Origin of the sequence: Bradyrhizobium sp. YCK136 (genome assembly GCF_044570075.1) — a bacterium.
GTDB lineage: Bacteria > Pseudomonadota > Alphaproteobacteria > Rhizobiales > Xanthobacteraceae > Bradyrhizobium > Bradyrhizobium diazoefficiens.
Genome location: NZ_CP172424.1, coordinates 3,646,987 through 3,664,878, shown reverse-complemented (window position 1 = coordinate 3,664,878; position 17,892 = coordinate 3,646,987). Strand labels below are relative to the sequence as shown.

15 protein-coding genes, 1 tRNA gene and 1 pseudogene are annotated in these 17,892 nt (G+C 64.4%); 9 read left to right on the top strand and 8 right to left on the bottom strand.

Annotated elements, in window-relative coordinates; all coding sequences use genetic code 11:
• Positions 1-23 precede the first annotated feature (23 nt).
• Positions 24-1,025 (top strand): Gfo/Idh/MocA family protein, encoded by a 1,002-nt coding sequence (locus ACFLEY_RS17330; RefSeq protein WP_249163310.1) that lies wholly within the window; start codon positions 24-26, stop codon positions 1,023-1,025.
• Here ACFLEY_RS17330 and ACFLEY_RS17325 read toward each other — a convergent pair.
• Complete coding sequence (locus ACFLEY_RS17325; RefSeq protein WP_060907979.1) at positions 1,015-2,709, bottom strand: hypothetical protein; 1,695 nt, start codon at positions 2,707-2,709, stop codon at positions 1,015-1,017. The two genes, ACFLEY_RS17330 and ACFLEY_RS17325, sit on opposite strands and share 11 nt — an antisense overlap.
• A 131-nt stretch (positions 2,710-2,840) precedes the next feature.
• On the opposite strand from ACFLEY_RS17325, the gene ACFLEY_RS17320 reads away from it, so the two are divergent.
• The 3 genes from ACFLEY_RS17320 to ACFLEY_RS17310 all read left to right on the top strand — a co-directional run bounded on the left by ACFLEY_RS17320 (position 2,841) and on the right by ACFLEY_RS17310 (position 4,749).
• Positions 2,841-3,347, top strand: coding sequence for a hypothetical protein (locus tag ACFLEY_RS17320; protein WP_011088186.1), 507 nt, complete (start codon positions 2,841-2,843; stop codon positions 3,345-3,347).
• Between the two features lie 7 nt (positions 3,348-3,354).
• Positions 3,355-3,861 (top strand): hypothetical protein, encoded by a 507-nt coding sequence (locus tag ACFLEY_RS17315; protein WP_060907980.1) that lies wholly within the window; start codon positions 3,355-3,357, stop codon positions 3,859-3,861.
• Between the two features lie 126 nt (positions 3,862-3,987).
• The gene (locus ACFLEY_RS17310; protein WP_060907981.1) at positions 3,988-4,749 is read left to right on the top strand and encodes a glycosyltransferase family 2 protein; all 762 of its coding nucleotides are present in this window, start codon (positions 3,988-3,990) and stop codon (positions 4,747-4,749) included.
• A 99-nt stretch (positions 4,750-4,848) separates the two neighbouring features.
• Here ACFLEY_RS17310 and ACFLEY_RS17305 read toward each other — a convergent pair.
• A tRNA-Trp gene (locus tag ACFLEY_RS17305) sits at positions 4,849-4,924 on the bottom strand.
• A gap of 150 nt (positions 4,925-5,074) precedes the next feature.
• On the opposite strand from ACFLEY_RS17305, the gene ACFLEY_RS17300 reads away from it, so the two are divergent.
• Positions 5,075-6,298 (top strand): serine hydrolase, encoded by a 1,224-nt coding sequence (locus ACFLEY_RS17300; RefSeq protein WP_211434200.1) that lies wholly within the window; start codon positions 5,075-5,077, stop codon positions 6,296-6,298.
• 118 nt (positions 6,299-6,416) lie between these two features.
• On the opposite strand, the gene ACFLEY_RS17295 is transcribed toward ACFLEY_RS17300, so the two are convergent.
• Together ACFLEY_RS17295 and ACFLEY_RS17290 are read right to left on the bottom strand one after the other, a co-directional pair.
• Entirely contained in the window at positions 6,417-7,184 is a 768-nt protein-coding gene (locus tag ACFLEY_RS17295; RefSeq protein WP_011088190.1) for an SDR family NAD(P)-dependent oxidoreductase, read from the bottom strand.
• Positions 7,185-7,324: 140 nt separating this feature from the next.
• Entirely contained in the window at positions 7,325-8,023 is a 699-nt protein-coding gene (locus ACFLEY_RS17290) for a histidine phosphatase family protein (protein WP_060907983.1), read from the bottom strand.
• Positions 8,024-8,156: 133 nt separating this feature from the next.
• Between ACFLEY_RS17290 and ACFLEY_RS17285 the strand changes: the two genes are divergently transcribed.
• Entirely contained in the window at positions 8,157-8,942 is a 786-nt protein-coding gene (locus ACFLEY_RS17285) for an SDR family NAD(P)-dependent oxidoreductase (RefSeq protein ID WP_028171367.1), read from the top strand.
• Positions 8,943-9,843: 901 nt separating this feature from the next.
• On the opposite strand, the gene ACFLEY_RS17280 is transcribed toward ACFLEY_RS17285, so the two are convergent.
• Positions 9,844-11,655, bottom strand: coding sequence for an AraC family transcriptional regulator (locus tag ACFLEY_RS17280; protein WP_211434199.1), 1,812 nt, complete (start codon positions 11,653-11,655; stop codon positions 9,844-9,846).
• Between ACFLEY_RS17280 and ACFLEY_RS17275 the strand changes: the two genes are divergently transcribed.
• The gene (locus tag ACFLEY_RS17275; RefSeq protein WP_211434198.1) at positions 11,603-12,922 is read left to right on the top strand and encodes a YadA-like family protein; all 1,320 of its coding nucleotides are present in this window, start codon (positions 11,603-11,605) and stop codon (positions 12,920-12,922) included. The genes ACFLEY_RS17280 and ACFLEY_RS17275 overlap by 53 nt on opposite strands.
• A gap of 97 nt (positions 12,923-13,019) precedes the next feature.
• On the opposite strand, the pseudogene ACFLEY_RS17270 reads toward ACFLEY_RS17275, so the two are convergent.
• A pseudogene (locus tag ACFLEY_RS17270) lies at positions 13,020-13,760 on the bottom strand (IS630-like element ISRj1 family transposase); the annotation flags it as partial.
• A 146-nt stretch (positions 13,761-13,906) separates the two neighbouring features.
• Here ACFLEY_RS17270 and ACFLEY_RS17265 point away from each other — a divergent pair.
• Both ACFLEY_RS17265 and argE read left to right on the top strand, forming a co-directional pair.
• A complete protein-coding gene (locus ACFLEY_RS17265; RefSeq protein WP_249163296.1) occupies positions 13,907-14,473 on the top strand; it encodes a hypothetical protein in 567 nt (188 codons plus the stop codon).
• A gap of 126 nt (positions 14,474-14,599) precedes the next feature.
• A complete protein-coding gene (argE, locus tag ACFLEY_RS17260) occupies positions 14,600-15,772 on the top strand; it encodes an acetylornithine deacetylase (RefSeq protein WP_060912584.1) in 1,173 nt (390 codons plus the stop codon).
• Between the two features lie 123 nt (positions 15,773-15,895).
• Here argE and ACFLEY_RS17255 read toward each other — a convergent pair whose 3' ends face one another.
• Both ACFLEY_RS17255 and ACFLEY_RS17250 read right to left on the bottom strand, forming a co-directional pair.
• Positions 15,896-16,522 (bottom strand): LysE family translocator, encoded by a 627-nt coding sequence (locus ACFLEY_RS17255; protein ID WP_060907988.1) that lies wholly within the window; start codon positions 16,520-16,522, stop codon positions 15,896-15,898.
• A 220-nt stretch (positions 16,523-16,742) separates the two neighbouring features.
• Entirely contained in the window at positions 16,743-17,801 is a 1,059-nt protein-coding gene (locus tag ACFLEY_RS17250) for a phosphotransferase family protein (protein WP_028171363.1), read from the bottom strand.
• Positions 17,802-17,892 lie beyond the last annotated feature (91 nt).

Here is a 17,892-nt window from a genome sequence, read left to right as displayed (position 1 = left end):
GCATTGGCATCATCGGAACGGGCATGGTCGGCCAGATGTGCCACCTCGCCAATTTCGTCGCCAATCCCGCCTGCCGCGTCGTTGCGATTGCAGATCTCCGACCTGACCTGGCAACCGCCGCGGCGCAGAAATTCGGCATCTCGCGGGTCTACGGCACGCACCTGGAATTGCTCGCGGACAGCGAGGTATCCGCCGTCGTCGTCGTGACCAAGCGTCGCGCCACCGGCCCGATCGTGCTGGACGCGTTAAACAGCGGCCGGCACGTGCTGTCGGAGAAGCCGATGGCCTACACGACGGTTCAGGCCGCGTCGCTGGTCGAGGCTGCGCGGCGGCAGCGCCTCGTCTACAGCATCGGCTACATGAAGCGTCACGACGCCGGCGTAGCGCGCGCGCTGGCCGAGCTGGCGCGTTTGCGCACAGACGGTTCGCTCGGATGCGTTGTCGGAGCAAGGGGCTGGTGCTTCGGCGGCGACACTGGCCGATCGCACGACAATTTCGTCATGACCGGCGAAGCCCGGCCGGACGGGCTCGAGCTCTGGCAGGATGGCCCCGACTGGATGCCGAACGCGATGCGGCCCGGCTACGATAATTTTCTGAACGTGTTCAGCCATATCATCAATCTGGCGCGCTACCTGCTCGGATCGTCGCCGGCAGTCACCGAAAGCACCGTCGAGATCGCGGGCGCGGCGCGCATAACCCTCGACTTCGACGGCGTCGCGTGCGCGCTGGATCTGGTGAATGGATCCGAAGGTGCGTGGCGCGAGGGATTGACGATCGATTTCGAGCGGGGCGCATTGACCATCGAACTGCCCCCGCCCTTTGCCGAGCAGGAGGCGGAGGTCATTCTCGACCAAGGCGGACAACGCACGCGGCTGGTGCGCGAAGGGAGTTGGGCGTTTCGGCGTCAGGCCGACGCTTTCGTCGCCGATATTGTCGAACAAGGAACGCCCCTGGCGTCCGGCCAAGATTCGGTGGCTGACATCGCGCTCGCCGAGGCGATCTGGAAGCGGCAGGTCATCGGCTAGGCATCGCATCCGCTTTCGGGCGATCGAGCGGCGTTATCCCCGCGATCGGCCCTGGCTTGATGGTGACCTCGGTAAGTTGATGCAGAAACTGCGATATGTCGCAGCGCGCCAGCAACCGGCATGCATAGAACTTGCGCACCAGAACCCAGTTTGGCGCCGCGCCGGGCCCCGGCTGGAACGAGATCGTCGCCTGGGGGCCCGACGGGTCGACATGATGAAACGCACTTCCTGGCGCTGTCCGGGCCAGTTCGACGTCCTGGAGAACGCTCGACCTCTCGCCGCGCAAGGCGAAGCCGACAAATGGCTGATTGCCCCAGGCAAGGCGGAGCATGCCGGTGACCTCCGCGAAGCCGAACGGCACGTGGCGCGACGGGTAGTCGACGAATCCGTCATCGAGCGCGAACACCGTTGCTGCCGGCTGGGCGCGGCTGACAAGCTCGTTCGCCAGGGCCTCTTGTTTTAGGGTTCTCGCCTGCATGAAGATGTATGTGTCCCACAGAAGGCCGATCGACAGCACCGATCCAAATCCCAGCACGACCGCGAAGGCTGCCTTCGGACCGATCGCGTGTTCGACCCATCGCTTGAGACCGAGAAGGATCAACGCCAATGGCAGGCCGAACATCAGCAGATGACGGCTCTCATAAAAGTGCAAGCTGGAGGGCCGCAGGCCGGCGACCAGATAGGGAAACGACAAGGCCAGAAACAACACGACGGCGAGCAGGAGCGGCGCGGCAACCGTATATTTCGCGGTGGTCGGCTCCGTCTCGGACCGCAACAACAATAGGGCGGCGCCGACGAGAAGTGCGGCAACGCCGAGCGGCGCCGGTACCTCGATCATCATCTTGAGCGCGCCAGCCACGACGTCCCAATAGCTCGTGATGAAAAATGCCTTCCAGCCGCTCGCCAACTCGCCGAGCGTCGGAAAATGGGCGCCATAGTGCTGCGCGTACGCGCCGATCCGCTTGAACCAGATATTGAGCGTGCCCCAATAGACCAGAGGAAGCACCATCAATTCCGGATAGCCCAGAGCGCAGCGCCAGGCCGCGAGCCATGTGCGGCGAACGAAGCCATGCGCCGCATCCCCGCCCCGCCATATCGCGACGAAGAGGCCGAGCACCATGAAGGCATAGAGCACGATCGTCGAGTTGAGCGCGAAGCTCAGCAGGAACACGAGCGCAGCGGCGACACGAAGCAGAACACGTCGCAGGCCGCGAGCAGTGAAGGCGAGCGTCAACAGCCAGGCACCGGTGAACAGCAGCCCGAAACTAAACACGTAGACCGCGTTCGCCTTGCCAGCCCAGAGCTGATAGCCGGGATAGGTCCAGACGATCAGCGCGAAGCCGACCGCCTCCGCACGGTCAAGCAGACCGAGACGCGTTGCGGTCAGAGCCAGGCACATCGCACCGAGGAGAATTCCGGCGAGCGCCAGCGCCACCATCACGGCGATGGGCGCGCCGGTCCAGTTGGCGAAGGTGTCGTAGCTGAAGAAGATCGGATGGCCCGCAGCGCTCAGGAGAAAATCGATGTCGATCACGAAATCCGGACGCGGCTTGAGCACCAGCCAGTCGTCCATGAAGAGGCCGTCGTTCAGCAGCATCGGCGCATGCGCGACCAGCAGCAGCGCCAGCAGAACGACTGTCGCGCGCAGCGTTGCGGATGTGCTGGGACGGGAGAGAGATGGCATCGACGGCAAGAATTCGCACGCCCACCCGACCGCCGCAAGGGCCGGATGACGGGCATTGACCCCCAAAATGCGACCTCCTATAGACGCCGTACAGGCTGGGCACCACAGAGGCGTCCGAGGCGATTTCCGCGATGAATTTCCTACCGGGCCCGGCGCAGACCACTGCGATTTGTCTCAGTGCCGCGCTTCCGCTGCTCTTGCTTTGCTATGCACGTATCGCCGCCATTCGAGGCGCCGGCCGCCGTTTTCGGCTGGGCTGTCTCAGCGTGGTCGTGCTCTTTGTGATCGCCTGCATCGCAATTCCGGGTCCAAGGCTTCTCGACGACGTGGTCAGCGGCCTCTTCCTTCTGGCGACGGCAATGATGCTTTGCTACGTCCTGTTCAGCCTGCTGGCCTGGGGCTTCACCCTGACGCTGCTCACGGCACTCGTCCGGGCCGGATCTCCCCTCACCTTGGAGCAATGGGCTGCGGCCTACATGCAGGGGGGTGATCTCGGCACCTTCGCACACAATCGATTGAAGCTGCTGATCGGTTCGGGGATGGTGATGATAGCCGACGGCAAATTGGCGCCGACGGCCAAAGGACTTGCGGTGGCGCATCTCGTCAAGTTCGTTCGTTTCTCAACGGGTCTTGGATAGCGACACGATGTCATTTGCTGTCGGTCTCATCGCTGCCGTCGCATTTGCCGTGCTGGCGCCTGTCCTGCAGTTCGTCGCTCGCGCTCGGGGATGGTCGCTGGCACCGGTGATCGTGCTCGCGATCGCCGCAGTCGTTGCGCATCTTCTCGGCGTGCTGCTCGGCGTCCTGATCCTTCCGCAATTCCGCTATTGGGACGCCGCATCGATTTTCGGCTTTGGCGTCATGGGTTACGTTTTCGCCTTCGGCGCAGTCTACAAATCGGTCTCGCTGGACATCCTGCTGGGTCTTGCCGAGCGGCCCGACCGGACGGCTCCGCTGTCGGACGTCGTCGAAGGGCAAGTTCCAGCACTGTTCCGCGGACGGGCCAAGATCTTGATTGACGGGGGTCTGGTCGAGCAGGTCGATCCGCGGTTTGCCGCGACGGCGGCCGGACAGACCATGGCAAAACGGATCGCGCGGCTACGGCGTGCCTTCGGCATCGGCGATACCGGACTCTACGATTTTGCCGACTAGTTGCCCGAATGCAACGCAGTTGCGTTGACCTGATTGACTGGACCGATATTGTTGGCCGGATTTTGATCACCTAGCGTTGCAGGTGAGGTTCCAACAGTACTGAGTGGCCGGCGACGGCGGTATGTGATGACACCTTCCAGGGCGGAAAAAAGTCTTACGATCGTCATCCCTGCGCTGAACGAGCAGGACAAGATCGCCGACACCATCGACGGCGTGTTGCCGCTCGCCCGCGAATTGCTGGACGATTTCGAGATTTTCCTGATCGACGACGGCAGCACCGATGCCACCGGCGCGATCATGGACGAATTCGCGGCCAGCGACCGGCGGATCACCGTTCATCATAACGCCGAGCGGCGAGGCGTCGGCGCCGGCTTCGAATACGCCCTGTCACGCGCGAAGTTCGATGCCATTACCCTGATCCCCGGCGATCATGCCTTCCAGAACGAAGGCATTGCCAGGATGTTCAAGGCGGTTGGCGCCGCCGACATGGTGATCACCTATCGTGACAACCAGTCGGACCGTTCCGTCAACCGCTCGATCCAGTCGCATTCGCTGCGCTTCGTCCTGAACTGCATGTTCGGCTTCTGGCTGTCCGACTACCACAGCATGATCGTCTACCCCGTGAAATGGCTGCGCCAGATCGCGGTCAGGGCCGACGGCTACGGCTATCAGATCTGCGCGTTGATCTCGCTGCTCCAACTCGGCCTCACCTATGTCCAGGTCCCCGTGAGCCTGAACGCGGAGTTGAAGGGGTCATCGCGCGCGCTGCGGCTGCGCACCTATTTGGAGCTCATCGGGACCATCGTCTCGCTGCTCCGCCGCGTTCCCATCCGGGATGTCGATCGCGATCAGGTTCCGGTTGACGCCGGACGGACCCCCGCACGCTAGTCCCCGGCCGAGGCCCTCATCGCTGCGGGCGACCGCGAGCGCCTGCCGGGGCAATCTTGCCCCATCCCGCCAGTATCTAGTCTAAGTGGTTGATTTCGCTGGCAGGAGTGGCAGGGCTCGAACCTGCGACCCCCGGTTTTGGAGACCGGTGCTCTACCAATTGAGCTACACTCCTACGGACCCTGCGTCGCCTTAGGATCACGGCCGCTTTCAAGCACAGGGGACGGCCGGATTGCAAGGGAGAAGCGCGCCCGCTTCGCTTGTTTGTGCCGCACCTTCTGGGCCACATTTCGCTCCCGATAATAATGTGCCCCCGGGAGTGACCATGACCGCGACAGCCGCCCTTAGCCCCGCAACCGCGCCGAAAACACCGCCTTTGCCCGAGGCCAAGCCCGAGACACTGGGCCTGTCGCGGCCGCGCCTCCAGGCGATGTCGGACGCCTTCAAGCGCGAGATCGACAAGGGCACCGTCCCTGGAATCACCGTGCTGGTGGCCCGCCGCGGCCAGGTCGGCTGGTTCGAGGCGCTGGATCGCCAGAGCCCGGCCGTATCAACGCCGATGGCGCTTGATTCGATCTTCCGGATCTTCTCGATGACCAAGCCGATCGTCTCCGTCGCCGTCATGGCGCTGGTCGAGGACGGCCACCTCCTGCTCGGCGATCCCGTCGCCAAGTTCATTCCGGAGTTTGCCGACCAGAAGGTCGGGATCGTCAGCGGTGGCAAGCTGGACCTGGTTCCGCCGAAGCGGCCGATGACGGTGCAGGACCTGCTCCGCCACACCTCTGGCCTCACCTACGAGCATCAGGGCGACGGGCCCGTGCACAAGATCTACCAGGACTCGCGGGTGCGCAGCCGCAAGATCACCAATGCCGAGCACGCCGCACTGGTGGCGAGCTTCCCGCTGGTCTGCCAACCCGGCGACGAGTTCAACTACAGCCGCTCCACCGACATCCTCGGCCGCATCATCGAGGTCGTCAGCGGCAATTCGCTCGGCACCTTCCTGGCCGAACGCGTGCTTGCGCCGCTCCAGATGGCCGAGACCGGCTTCTCGACATCCGAGGCCAATGCCGGCCGGCTCGCCGAACCGCTCGCGGCCGATCCCTGGACCGGCGACAAGGTCGCGCTGTTCAACATGCTGGAGCAGCCGGTGATGGAATCCGGCGGCGGCGGCCTCGTCTCCACCACGATGGACTACGCCCGTTTCGCGCTGATGTTGCGCAACGGCGGCACGCTCGACGGCAACAGGATCATCGGCCGCAAGACGCTGGAGCTGATGGCCTCCGACCACCTCGGGCCCGAGGTGAAGACCAACGGCACCCTGCTCTCGCCCGGCCACGGCTTCGGCCTCGGCTTCGCCGTGCGCCGCGAGGCCGGCATCGCGCCCTTCCCCGGCAGCGTCGGCCAGTATTTCTGGAGCGGCATTGCGGGAACGTTCTTCTGGATCGACCCGAAGGAGGATCTGCTCGCGGTGTTCATGAGCCAGGGTCCGGGCCAGCGCGACTACACGCGCACGCTGGTGCGGGATCTGGTTTACGCGGCGGTGGATTGACCCGAAGGGTCATTCCGGGGTGATACAAAGCATCGAACGATGGTGCGCAATTGCGCACCTGAGAATCTCGAGATCCCGGGTTCGCGCTAAGCGCGCCCCGGGATGACGCTCTATCGCGTCAACTGATCGTCGCGCCGCCGTCGATCACCATGGTCTGGCCGGTCATGAAGTCGCCGGCCTTCGAGCCCAGGAACACGGCCGCGCCGGCGATCTCGTCGGGGATGCCGATGCGGAGCAGCGGCGAACGCGAGGTCGAGGCCTTCAGGTTCTCCGGATTGTCCCACAGCGCCTTGGCGAAATCGGTCTTGATCAGGCCGGGCGCGATGCAGTTCACGCGGATGTTGTGCTTGCCGTATTCGCAGGCGAGATTTCGCGCGAGCTGCATATCGGCGGCCTTCGAGATCGCGTAGGCGCCGAGGATGGTCGAGCCTTTGAGGCCGCCGATCGAGGACACGATGATGATCGAGCCGTCCTTGCGCTCGATCATCTGCGGCACCACCATCGAGATCAGCCAGTTGTTGGCGACGATGTTGTTGTCGAGGATCTTGCGGAACTGATCGTCGGAGATGCCGGCGAGCGGACCGTAATACGGGTTCGACGCCGCGTTGCAGACCAGCACGTCGATCTTGCCGAACGCTCGGTTGCTCTCGTCGATCAGGTTTTGCAGATTTTCCTTCGAGGAGATGTTGGCCGCGATCGCGACAGCGGTGCCCTTGTCGAACCTGTCGTTGATGCCCTTGGCTACCTGGTCGCAGACGTCGGCCTTGCGTGAGGAAATCACGACTTTGGCGCCGTGCTCGGCCATGCGTTCGGCGATCGCAAGCCCGATGCCGCGCGTCGAGCCTGTGATGACGGCGACTTTCCCCTTCATGTCGAACAAGGTCATGTTTCTCTCCCAGATTGATTTACGTATTCAGTGTCGTTCCGAGGCGATGCGAAGCATCGAACTATGGTGCGCGGTTGCGCACCTGAGAATCTCGAGATTCCGGGTCCGGTCCTGCGGACCGTCCCGGAATGACAGCTTGCTCAGGCGAGCTTCTTGACTTCCGGGCCCGCCAGTTGATGCATCGCCGCGTGCGCATCATCCGCGATCCACGGCTGCTGATTGACCATCGGCAGCCGCCAGACCGTGCGCTCGGGACTCGCAAAATAGTCGAGCCGCGTCACCGAGCAATTGTCGATGTCGAACGACAGCCCCCGCTCCGGCTGGCCGTCGAGCGCGAGTCCCAGCGCGGCCTTGATGGTGCCGCCATGCGCGACCGCGATGATGTCCAGCCCCGCCGCCTCGCTGTTGATCCGCTCGATGGTGCGGCGCGTGCGGTGGTAGAGATCCATGAAGCTTTCGCCGCCGGGCGCGGGCTCATTGATGTCGGCGAACCAGCTCGTGCCGACCGGACGGCTGGCGATGAACTGGGCGCGGTTCATGCCCTGCCAGCGGCCGAGATTCTGCTCGGCGAGGTCCGCTTCCCACGTCATGGACGCAGGCCTTGGAAAGCCGGCCGCCCAGATCGCTTCGGCCGTTTGATGCGTCCGCATCAGATTGCTCGAATACCAGACCGCCTTGCGTGGCAGCACCTTGGCGACAGCATTGAACACGTAGGTATCGCTGGTGTCGCAGGCGATGTCGCTCTGACCGTAGATATTGCCGCCGTCATTGCGCACCGGCGCGTGACGGACCCACCACCACCGTGTCGTGACCACATTCGGCTTGTCTGCGCCTGCCATCGAAACCCTTCCATCCCGTGTGATGTCGCTGTACGTCAGGTGTGAACGTGTCTCAAGACACTTTACCGTTTGAAATCTTGTTTGAAATTCCGTCGCGCGGCAAGCGTCGCGCACGCGTCAAAGGGAGAAACGCATGGGCCGTCTGCAAGGCAAATCCGTCATCATCACCGGCGCCGGCAGCGGCATCGGTCGCGCCGCTGCGCTGCTGTTCACCAGGGAAGGCGCCAGGCTGATTGCGGTCGATCGCACCGAGGCGGTGAAGGAGACCGTCGAGGAGGTGAAGAAGGCCGGCGGTGCCGCGGAAGCGATGGTCGCGGATGCGGGTTCCGAGAAGGACGTGATCGCCGTCATCGACAGGGCGGTGAAGACGCACGGCCGGCTCGACGTGATCTGGGCCAATGCCGGCGTCTCCGGCGGGCTCATCCCGCTCGGCGAGCAAACCGTGGAACACTGGCAGGAGGTGCTGCGCGTCAACCTGATCGGTCCGTTCCTCGCGGTGAAGCACGCGATGCCGCACATGGTGAAGCAGCAGTCCGGCGCAATCGTGCTGACGGCGTCGGTCGCCGGCCTCAAGGCCGGCGCCAGCGGTCATCCCTATGCCGCGAGCAAGGCCGGCGTGATCAGCCTGGTGCAGACCACGGCCTATTCGCTCTCCGGCACCGGCGTGCGCATCAACGCGGTCTGCCCCGGCCTGATCGAAACCGGCATGACGAAACCGATCTTCGACCGCGCCAAGGAGCGCGGCACCGCCGACAAGATCGGCCAGCTCAACCCGCTGAAGCGCCCCGGCCAGCCGCACGAGCTCGCGGCGATGGGATTGTTCCTGGCCAGCGACGAAGCCTCGTATGTCAACGGCCAGGCGTTCCCGGTGGACGGCGGCCTGACGGCATCGATGCCGTATGCGGGCAAGCCGGTTTAGCAAAGTCGTTCTCTACGTTGAAAATGGCCGGGCGAGCCCGGCCATTTTCGGACCGGCGTTTTGCGCAAGACCGCGGCAACACCCTCGCTGTCGTCCTGGCGCAAGCCAGGACCCATAGCCGCCGAACTTGGTTGCTGCGAACGCTGGTGGCCACATCGCGCTTCGGCAACGCTGACCGGGGTGCGGAGGGATTCTGGATTGCTTCGCTGCGCTCGCAATGACGGAGTGTGGGAGACGGCGTCGCTCTTTCAACTCGCATTCCCATCGCAGACACACTTTCGCATCCTCGCGGCCTGTTTCGCCCGAGCTTTGCTTCGTCGCGTCACGCCCAATGAAAGAGGGCGCAGGGAAGACCGGGAGCCGGCTGGCTCCCATTGACCGCCATGCGAGGTGCAGATTGCGCTACGATGCACAGCGGGGAAACAGGGCAACCGGAGACATCCCGGCCTTCCCTGCGCAGTGGTTGGAACGGCTTATGTCGTGCTCTCCCCGGGGAGCGATGCACTATTGCCCCCGTCGCCCTGCGGATGGCTGACACGCGCGGTCCGGTCGGGCCGCACACATCACCGCAGAACTTGGCGCACAGACCCCGGGCGCCAGGACGACACGATTTGGCCGTACGCCGATCACACCGGTCGTGCGCGCGACGTCCTCGCTCACGGTTGCCCGCCCTGCGAAACCCCTCGCGCCGATGCAACTAGCGTCCACCGCCGCCCGGCCCGCGTTCGTGACGATCGCGATACGCCCCTCTTCCTTGGGCCGGAGTGAGGCGACACATACGCCGCTTCCGAATTTCGGTAAAGTAGAATATTTTCGACAAGGCGCGTTGACCGGCATCTTGGGTGTCTTGCCCGACGGGCAACGCAAGGTCTTGTGGCCCGGTTGGCGCCGGCGGCCCGCCTCATTCCGGTGGAATCGTCCCGGCCTGCTCGCGCAGCGATTTCGGCGTGACGTTATAGGCGGCGCGAAACGCGCGGTAGAAGCTCGAGACGTCGAGAAAGCCGCAGCGGAACGCAATGTCCGCGACCGACAGATCGGCGTAGACGGGATCGAGCAGATGGACGCGGGCCCGCCGCAGCCGCGCCGCCATCACCACCTGCGAGAAGCTCTCGCCGGCCTTCGCCAGCATGTGCTGCACGGTGCGCGAGGGCATGCCGAGCCGCCGCGCCACCCGCTCGAGGCTGACCTCGGGATCGAACGCCTGCTTGCTGATCGTCTGCCGAACCAAGGCGAGCCGCGCGCGGTAGACGGCCTCCTCACCGTCCACTCCCTGCACGCCGTCCCTGGCGCCGAGCCAGCGGCCAGTGAGCTTGATCAGGTGCTGCGTCGCCTCCGCGACGCCGCCTTCGTCCAGCCCCGCCCCGTTCGCGATCAACAGCCGCGCATAACCGGTCAGGAGCTGATAGTCGGCACCGGTGCAATCGAGCGGGCGGCAGGCCAGGTCGACCGGGGACAGGCCCCACTCCCTGAAGATCGCGTTCGGCAATTTCAGGCTGATGCAATGGCCGCTGTTCGGGGCAATGGCCTGTGTGCTCGCGTCCAGTACGAGCAGCCCCGCCTGTCCCGGCTGGACATCGATCTCGCGCCCGAGCTGGCGGCCGATATGAGTTGTCGCGCCGATGTTGAAGCTCAGATAGACGTGGTCCTCGTCGTCGCGGTTGATGTGCTTTTTGGTCCGCGCGCCGATAAAGGAGGAGCTGAACATCTCCCCCAGCGCGACCGTCTCGTTCATGAGGAATTTGTGCGTCCCGATGATGCGGGCATCCCCCTCGGCAAACCCCATGTCCATACCGGTGACGATCTGCTCGAAACACTCGGCCCACACGCGAGCGCGAATGGCGGGATCGGTAATGCCGTCAAGCACAGTCGTATCGAAAATCAGGCTCTGAAAGACCGACATCCCCCCGCCCCACAGTTGCAAACGAAAAAATAACACGGAAGAAGAAGAACGGCGCATCTTCCGGCAATAATTTGCAATAGACGCAATGTGGTTGCGTGCCAAGCGGTAGAGGCGGACCGGCCGGGGCGATAATTTCGTCAGCCACAAATCATTGCAGTCGTAGGCCTCGGCCCGATGCGACATGATGTTGAATTGGGCGGGGCCGACAGCGTATCGATCAACCGAGGATCGCAGGTGGCGCGCATCCAATGCCCGAGGCCGATCCTGCCCGGTCCGCATTGTGCGCCTGGTCGCGGTCTTTGCTTTGTCGGCGCTTTGTCTGCTGTCCGGAAAACGGCCGGCGACAGCGCAGTTCGTCTGCGCCACGTCCGGCGGTGCGACGATGGGCGCCTCCGCGGGCGGTCTCGCCAGCACCAACTTCGCCTGTGGACCGAACGCCAACGCCTTTGGCCTCGTCAGCGCCAATTTCGCCGCCGGCGTCAACTCCGACGGCAGCGGAGACGCCAGCTCGAACTTCGCCGCGGGCGTGAATGCAAGCGCGACCGGCGACAACAGCAACAACGTCGCAATCGGCAACGGCGCCAGCGCCGCCGGCGATACCGGCGCGAACGTGGCGACCGGCTTCGGCTCCAACGCCGCCGGAATCGGCGGAAAGAACGTCGCCACGGGCGACCATGCAAATGCCAGCGGCAACAATGCGACCAACATCGCAATCGGCGTGAACGCCGCCGCCAATGGCAACAACATGAGCAATACGGCCGTGGGCTCCAATTCAATCGCCACCGGCACGAATTCGTCGGCGTTCGGCGCCAATGCCCACGCGTTCGGCAGTCAGAGCAGCGCATTTGGCCTCGGCAACACCGCCAACGGCGGCAACAGTGCCGCGCTCGGCACCAACAACACCGCCAGCGGCAACAACAGCGCCGCCGTAGGCTCGACCAACGCCGTCAACGGCGACGGCAGTGCGGCCTTCGGCTCCGGCAACGCCATCAACGGCACCAACTACGCGGCCGTCGGCTCCAACAACGTCGTCGCCGGCAACAACGGCGCGGTTGTCGGCTCCGGCAATGGCGTCACCGGCGACAACACCGCGGCCTTCGGCTCCAGTATCGGCATCGCCGGCGGCAACAACGCGGCTGTCGGCTCCTTCAGCACCGTCACCGGCAGCAACAGCGCGGCTGTCGGCTCCTTCAACAACGTCAGCGGCAATAACAGCGGCGCCTTTGGCACCGGACAGAACGTCCGCGGTAACGGCACGTTCGCCATCGGCGATCCCAACATCGTCAACGGCAACAACAGTTTGGTGTTCGGCGACAACAACACGGTGAACGGGTCCAATGTGGCGGGTCGCGGCGACAACATCCAGCTGGTCGGCTCGAACAACACCATTGCGGCAACGTCCAGCGCCGCCGGCTCATCCGTGTTCGGCAGCGGCAACACCGTCAACGCCACCAATGCCGTGGTGATGGGCAACAACAGCACCGTCTCCGGCGCGTCCTCTGTCGCGATCGGCAATGGCACGGCCGTTACCGGCATCAACGCGATCGCGATGGGCACCGGCGCCGGCGCGAATTTCGACAACTCGGTCGCGATCGGCAGCGGCGCGACCACGACGCGCGCCAACCAGGTCGCAGTCGGCACCGCCAGCAGCACCTACACGATGAGCGGCATCACCTCGGCTGCGAGCAAGGCGGCGCAGTCGGGACCGACACAGCTCGTCACATCGGACGCGGCCGGCAATCTGGCGACCACCTCGCTGGCTGGCCTCGGACTTGCCTCCGCCGGCGACATCAACGGAATCAACTCCCAACTGGCCGCCCTCAACGGCCGCGTCGACAACCTGACACGGGAGTCGCGCGGCGGCGTGGCGTTGGCGCTCGCGGCGTCCAGCCTGCAATTCGATCCTCGCCCCGGCAAGATCTCGGTCTCCGGCGGCTTCGGCAATTTCCAGGGACAATCTGGCCTCGCGGTCGGCCTCGGCTATTCCTATTCGGACGCCATGCGCTTCAACGCGGCATTCACGGCCGCACAGCAAGGCGCCATCGGCGTCAGGGCCGGCGCGTCGTGGACGCTGAACTGAGGATGATGTTACCGACCGATCTTGCGGGCCGCGACAACTTCGAGTGTCCGGATGTTGCCGGACGGTGACAGATTCCGTTTGATCGAACCGCTAGTACCGTGACGCTGTTCATGAAATCGAGAAACTCGACGCGGCGCCGGCGTTTTGAATGGGTCGCGATGATCTTTCCGGTGGCGACTTCGAGCGCCGCAAACAATGTTGTGGTGCCATGCCGCTTGTAATCGTGGCTTTGGCCGGTCAAGGCGCGGCCATTGGGCAACTTCAGATAACCCTGCGCTCGCTCCAAAGCCTGGATCGAGGGCTTCTCGTCCACGCACAGCACAATGGCCTTCGCCGGCGGCGCGACATAGAGGCCGACAACATCGGCGGCTTTGGCCGTAAAGTTCGGGTCGTTGCTCTCGCACCAGGACTTGCGAGCCACCAGGTCAATCTTGTGGCTGCGCAGGAACCGCCAGACATATTGGACATCGACATCGCCCAGCGCCTCGGCCAGCAGGGGGCCGGTCCAGCGCGCAAACCCTTGCGGTGGCGGCTTATCCAGCAGCTTCAGAATCCGCTTGTCGGTCGTCTTCGTATAGATCGGCTGCTTGCCAGGCCGCGGCTTGTCTTGCAGCCCTTCAAGGCCATGGTCGGCATAGCGATGCCGCCAAAGGCTGACAATCCGCGGCTGGACCCCAACTTCCTTGGCGATCGACCGGGTGCTGCGCCCATCCGCCGCCAACAGAACTATCCGCGCCCGCTTCAAATCGCGCTGCAACGTCACCGGTGAGCGACAGCACGCCTCAAGCACCTTGCGATCTTTCCTCGAAAGGTGGACTTCTCTTGCTTCGGGTATCATCCCGACCTTGAATCACGACTCACGTTCCAATAGTGTCGTTGGGCTCGGTTGGTCTGAGGAATAGCGATGCATGTTTTTATTGGCTCGGGTGTGGGAGCCCGACCTGGATCGATGGGATTCGGCGCGCGTGTCGGGGTCAGGCCCGGATGGTGAGGCTGGGTTGGGCCGTGCGCTCGCGGAAATATCTCGGCCTCGCTTTGGGCGTGGTGGTCGCCTTGTCGCCGATCGTGATGAACCCGATCAGCGCCGAGGACGACAAGGCCGCCGCCAAGCAGCCACAGCTTCCCGTCAGCGCCGAGCAGGCGCTGTACCTGATCCGCTCGACGCTGCTGACGCTGAACGATGCCAACCGCTCCGGCAACTATTCGGTGCTGCGCGATCTCGCCGCGCCCGACTTCCAGGCCAGGAACAGCGCCGCCGACCTCGCGCTGGGATTCACCGACCTGCGGCGACGGAATTTCGACCTGTTCTCGGTGGCGCTTGCCGCGCCGCAGCTCTCGACGCCGCCTTATCTCGATCCCAACAAGATGCTGCGGCTGACAGGGTTCTTTCCGACCCGCCCGCTCCAGATCAATTTCGACCTGACGTTCCAGAACGTCGGCAATCAATGGCGGCCCTACGGCATTTCGGTTGCGACACCGCAGGCGCCGCCGGAAACCGCCGCGGCGCCGGCGCCCGCGCCGGCCAAGAAGAACGCGACCCAGAAGAACTGAGCGCATTCGGACGGCCGAGCGGGCTCGCCCCCTGCCCGGCGGGTTTGCACGTCGTGCCGTTCCGTTGGTATGGTTCGTGCAGGCGGCAGAGCCGACCACGATCCCTCCCATCACATGATCCCGAGAATGCTGGACACAAGACCCGACCGGATTCGCAAGCTCCTCGCCGACCTCGTCGGCTTCGACACCATCAGCGACCGCACCAACCTGCCCCTGATCGCCCATATCGAAAGCTATCTCGCGGCGCTCGGCGTCGGCTTTGAGCGCATCGTCGACGAGACCGGACAGAAAGCCTCGCTGTGGGTCACGATCGGGCCGGAGGACCGCCCGGGCCTCGTGCTGTCGGGCCATACCGACGTCGTTCCGGTCGTGGGCCAGGACTGGAGCCACGATCCGTTCAAGCTGGTCGAGCGCGACGGCAGGCTCTACGGCCGCGGCACCACCGACATGAAGGGTTTTGTCGCGGTGTGCCTCGCCATGGTGCCTGACATGGTGGAGGCCAGGCTCAAGACGCCGATTCATCTGGCGATCTCCTATGACGAGGAGATCGGCTGTGTCGGCGTGCGGCCGATGCTCGGCGAGGTCGCCAGGAAGAAGGTCAGGCCGCTCGGCGCTTTCATCGGCGAACCGACGCAGATGCAGGTCATCATCGGCCACAAGGGCAAGCACGGCGTACGCGCCACCTTCCGCGGTCTTGCCCGCCACTCCTCGATCGCGCCCGACGGCGTCAACGCAATCGAATATGCCGCCGAGCTGATTGTCGAGATCCGCCGCCGCGCCGTGCTGCTCGCTGGCAAGAGATCGACGGACAGCCTCTACGACGTTCCGCACTCGACGCTGCTCACCAGCATCGTCCATGGCGGCGCTGCGCTGAACATCGTGCCCGATACCTGCACGGTGGATTTCGAATGCCGCGGCATCGGCATCACCGAGTCGCGCGAGGTGACGGATGCGATCGTCGCCTGGGCCAAGGCCGAGATCGAGCCGGCGATGAAGGCGCGGCATCCGGAATGCGGCATCGATTTCGAGGAGATCCTCGACTATCCCGCGCTCGACACCGCCGCCGATGCGACAATCGTCACGCTGGCCAAGAGCCTCGCGGGGCGCAACGACCACGCCAAGGTCGCCTTCGGCACCGAGGCGAGCCTGTTTGCCAGCATGGCCGGTATCCCCTCGGTCGTGATCGGCCCCGGCGCGATCGCACAGGCGCACACGCCGGATGAGTTCGTGGAGATGTCGGAGCTGTTGAAATGCGCGGGGTTCGTCGAGAAGCTGATCGCGCATTGCGCGAAGGGGTAAGCGACGCTGCCGTAGGGTGGGCAAAGCGGTAGCGTGCCCACCAATGTTACCGCGATCGCGGCAAGATGGTGGGCACAGCGCTGCGCGCTTTTGCCCACCCTACGAGAGCTGGCGCGGGCCACCTCATCTTTCCTGCAACGCCAGCCGCACGCCGACGGCGCAGTAGATGGTCCCAACCACCTTGCCCTGCCACTTCACGACGGCCGGATGGCGGCGCAGGAAATTGCCGAGACGACCGGCACCCACGGCGAACACGACGGTGCTCAACAGGCCGAGCAGCACGAAGACAATGCCGAGGACCGCAAGCTGAAGCGCGGTCGCGCCGTGTTCCGGCCGGACGAATTGCGGCAGGAAGGCGAGGAAGAACAACGCGGTCTTGGGATTGAGCACCTCGGTCAGCACGGCCTCGCGGAATGCGCGACCAGCGCTGATCGTGGGCGCTCCGCCATTCAGCTCGATCGGTGCCTTGTCGAGCATGGCGCGAATGCCGAGATAGATCAGGAACGCGGCCCCAGCATATTTGACGATGCTGAACAGGAGCGCCGAAGTGGCGATGATCGCCGAGAGGCCGACGATCGCCATGCTGGTGTGAATCACGTCACCCGCCGCAATCCCCGCGCCCGTCGCGATACCCACCTTCGCTCCGGAGCTTGCGGCCCGCGCCATGGTGAGCAGCGTGGCCGGGCCGGGAATGAAGACAAAGCCGAGTACGATGAGGACGTAGGTGACGAGGGTGGTGTGGTCGATCATGTAGCGAGCTTACGTCACCGCAACATCGCTGTCATGCCCCGGCTTGACCGGGGCATCCAGTACGCCGCGGCGGCCCGGTTCAGGCACTGCCGGCTCTGGAATACCGGATTGCCCGCCCCAGTGCGCAATTGCGCACAAGGCGGGCAATGACGCGGAGCGTGTCGAGGAATGTGAACCACAAACAAAAAGGCGCGGCCATCGACCGCGCCTTCATAGCTCCTCAGACCGCCCCCGCCTTCTGCGCGTATTCCCATGACGCCTGCGACAGCGGCACGGTGCGCTTGGCGGATTCGAGCGCCTTGGCGTTGGCGGCGGTGCCGTCGCGGATGCGCCCCGCAATGCCTTGCGTGATGCCGGCGAGACGGAACAGGTTGTAGGAGAAGTACCAGTTGAGATCCGGCACGCTCATCCCGGTCGCGTTGCAATAGATCTGCGCGGCCTCCTCCAGGCTCGGTATGTTCAGCGCCTTGAGATCGACGCCCTGCAGGCCCGGCATGATCCACTGCATGAGCAGATAGGTGAAGTCGGCCATGGGATCGCCGAGCGTCGACAGCTCCCAATCCAGCACGGCCTGCACGCGCGGTTCCGTCGCGTGGAAAATCATGTTGTCGAGCCGGTAGTCTCCGTGCACGATCGAGACGCGCGCCTGTTCCGGCACGGTCTTGGGCAGCCATTCGGCGACCTTCTCGAACTCCGGAATGTGCTGGGTTTCGGAGGCGCGGTATTGCTTGGTCCAGCGGTCGATCTGGCGCGCGAAATAGTTGCCGGGCTTGCCGAAGTCGCCAAGGCCGATCGCGACGGGATCGTACATGTGGAGTTTCGCCAGCGTCTCGATCTTGCTGGTGAAGATCTTTCGCCGCGCGTCGGCATCCTGGCTCGGCAGCGCCGGATCCCAGAACACCCGGCCCTCCTCCATCGACATGATGTAGAACGCCGCGCCGATGACGCCGTCGTCCTGGCACAGCGCATAGGCGCGCGCGACCGGAAAGCCCTGTTTTCCAAGGGCCGCGATCACGCGATACTCGCGATCGACCGCATGCGCCGACGGCAGCAATTTGCCGAACGGCTTGCGGCGCATCACGTAGGAGCGCTTCGGCGTGTTCAGCCGGTAGGTCGGGTTGGACTGGCCGCCCTTGAACTGGAGGACGACCAGCGGTCCCTCATAGCCTTCGACGTTGTCGCGCATCCACGCCTCGAGGCGCAGCTCGTCGAAACGATGCCGCTCCTCGACCGGCTTGGTGCCCGAGAACTCCTCGTCTTTCCTGACGCCGTCGGCCACGATGACGCTCCCTCAATTCTTTTGTCCGTCATTCCGGGGCGCCTCGAAGAGGCGAACCCGGAATCTCGAGATTCCGGGTCTGGTCCTTCGG

Bases quoted from the DNA above. Each gene is read 5' to 3' on its own strand.
- ACFLEY_RS17330 (WP_249163310.1), top strand. From the start codon at position 24: ATGGTCGGCCAGATGTGCCACCTCGCCAATTTCGTCGCCAATCCCGCC.
- ACFLEY_RS17325 (WP_060907979.1), bottom strand. From the start codon at position 2,709: ATGCCATCTCTCTCCCGTCCCAGCACATCCGCAACGCTGCGCGCGACA.
- ACFLEY_RS17320 (WP_011088186.1), top strand. From the start codon at position 2,841: ATGAATTTCCTACCGGGCCCGGCGCAGACCACTGCGATTTGTCTCAGT.
- ACFLEY_RS17315 (WP_060907980.1), top strand. From the start codon at position 3,355: ATGTCATTTGCTGTCGGTCTCATCGCTGCCGTCGCATTTGCCGTGCTG.
- ACFLEY_RS17310 (WP_060907981.1), top strand. From the start codon at position 3,988: ATGACACCTTCCAGGGCGGAAAAAAGTCTTACGATCGTCATCCCTGCG.
- ACFLEY_RS17300 (WP_211434200.1), top strand. From the start codon at position 5,075: ATGACCGCGACAGCCGCCCTTAGCCCCGCAACCGCGCCGAAAACACCG.
- ACFLEY_RS17295 (WP_011088190.1), bottom strand. From the start codon at position 7,184: ATGACCTTGTTCGACATGAAGGGGAAAGTCGCCGTCATCACAGGCTCG.
- ACFLEY_RS17290 (WP_060907983.1), bottom strand. From the start codon at position 8,023: ATGGCAGGCGCAGACAAGCCGAATGTGGTCACGACACGGTGGTGGTGG.
- ACFLEY_RS17285 (WP_028171367.1), top strand. From the start codon at position 8,157: ATGGGCCGTCTGCAAGGCAAATCCGTCATCATCACCGGCGCCGGCAGC.
- ACFLEY_RS17265 (WP_249163296.1), top strand. From the start codon at position 13,907: ATGGTGAGGCTGGGTTGGGCCGTGCGCTCGCGGAAATATCTCGGCCTC.
- argE (WP_060912584.1), top strand. From the start codon at position 14,600: ATGCTGGACACAAGACCCGACCGGATTCGCAAGCTCCTCGCCGACCTC.
- ACFLEY_RS17255 (WP_060907988.1), bottom strand. From the start codon at position 16,522: ATGATCGACCACACCACCCTCGTCACCTACGTCCTCATCGTACTCGGC.